The 1912-nt window shown below is 60.2% G+C and carries 1 protein-coding gene; it reads left to right on the top strand.

The features are described 5' to 3' along the window. Window positions 1-500: 500 nt before the first annotated feature. Window positions 501-1877 carry a group II intron reverse transcriptase/maturase gene (ltrA, locus tag AC3WJM_RS22980; RefSeq protein WP_492273054.1) on the top strand — a complete coding sequence of 459 codons (1377 nt, stop codon included), beginning with the start codon at window positions 501-503 and terminating at the stop codon, window positions 1875-1877. Window positions 1878-1912: the final 35 nt, after the last annotated feature.

Genomic DNA, 1912 nt, shown 5'->3' with positions numbered 1-1912 from the left:
CGTGTACGCCCGGCATGGGCATTTGCTTGGAGGTGTAAGTCCTCTGGAGGAGAAGGTGGTTTAACTCCTAGCCGATGGCAACTGCGTCACTGTGAGGTGGGGTGGGAAGGAAGCCGGAGGCAAATCCCTGCACCGAGGGACACGAACCGCATAGAAGGCACGTTGGTCGGGGTAAGCCAGCACGAGATGGTGAAGCCCGTTCCACCGAAACGGCCAGTGTGTAAATGTGGCGGCGGCAGGGGGAAAGTAAATGTTCTTATCCGGGGAGGTCTGTCCCGGTGCGTCGGCGCTCGTGAAGGGTGTCGGAGCGGATCGGCCTTAAGGGTTGTTCTGATGGGGCAGAAGTCAGCCGAGGCCGTAGTACCGGCGGGAATCATGCGTGGTTTGCCGGGAAGGGCTGAACGCTGGGAATTGATGGTTTGAAGCGGTGCTTCTCGTGTGTTCCACAAGAATCGCAGCCAACCCACGGGAGTGGTGGGACAGAGAGTGAGGAGCGAACGGTGAATCCGGGATGGCCCCTGTCTGTGCGTAGTGAGGACCCGGCGGGTATCGGGGAGAACATCAGGGATGGTCAGGGCCTGTGGGAGGCAGTGTTCTCCCGGCAGAATCTGATGATCGCGTTGAAGCGTGTTGAGCGTAACCGGGGTGCTGCCGGTGCTGACGGGCTGCGCACGGAGGAACTCCGTGCGTGGTGCTTAGGACATTGGACAGAGACCCGGGAAGCGCTGGATGCGGGTACGTATGCTCCGATGCCGGTGCGTCAGGTGATGATTCCCAAACCTGATGGCGGGGAACGGAAGCTGGGAGTGCCATCCGTGCTGGATCGGTTGATCCAGCAGGCAGTCGCGCAAGTCCTGTCCCCGGTCTTTGATCCGGGGTTCGTGCCGGTCTCTTATGGGTTCCGGCCGGGCAGAAGCGCCCATGATGCGGTGAAGGTCGCCCGCACGGTGATCGGTCAAGGGTATCGGTGGGTGGTCGAGGTTGACCTGGATGCTTTCTTTGACCGGGTGAACCACGACGTGCTGATGGCCAGGGTTGCGCGGAGAGTGAAAGACAAGCGGCTCTTGAAGCTGATTCGGCGCTATCTTGAAGCGGGAATCATGGCTGACGGGGTGCGGCAGCCGACGGCGGAGGGAACCCCGCAGGGGTCGCCTTTGTCGCCGTTGCTTTCCAACATCATGCTGGATGATTTTGATCAGGAGTTCTGGGCTCGGGGGCACCGTTTCGTGCGGTATGCCGATGACATCAGAATTTTTGTGAAATCCAAGAGGGCCGCGGAACGGGTACTGGACCAGGGTACGAGAGTTCTGGAACGGGACCTGAAATTGAGGGTCAACCGGGAGAAGTCCACGATCAATCCGGCAAGTGTAGCTACGTTGCTGGGTTTCGGGTTCTACTTCGTCAAGGGCGGGGTGAAGATCCGGATCGCTCCGAAGGCGTTCAGGCGCATGAAGGACCGCATCAGGGTGCTGACCTCGCGCAAATGGAGTATCTCCATGGCTGACCGCGTCCAACAACTGAACCGCTATGTCCGGGGATGGATGGGCTACTTCCGGTTGTCGCAGACACCGGGAAAGTTCAGCTCCCTTGATGAATGGTTCCGCCGAAGGATGCGCCAAATCCGGTGGAAGGAATGGAAACTACCGCGAACCCGCATGGCAAACCTACGCAAGCTCGGGATCAGGCGAGATCTCGCCTATCAATGGGCAATGAGTAGCCGCGCCTACTGGCGGATCGCGGGATCACCCGTCCTCGCCCGCGCTCTGCCCAATCAACACTGGGTGGAGCAAGGCCTCATACTCTTTCGCTCTGCATGGGATCGTCTTCAACGACCTAGCGAACCGCCGTATGCGAGGCCCGCACGTACGGTGGTGTGAGAGGAGGGCCGGGAGACCCGGCCCTCCTACTCGAT

The organism is Arthrobacter sp. FW306-1B-G06A, from assembly GCF_058781765.1.
The sequence above is the reverse complement of the archived record's forward strand: the minus strand, read 5'-3'. Positions and strand labels throughout refer to the sequence as shown.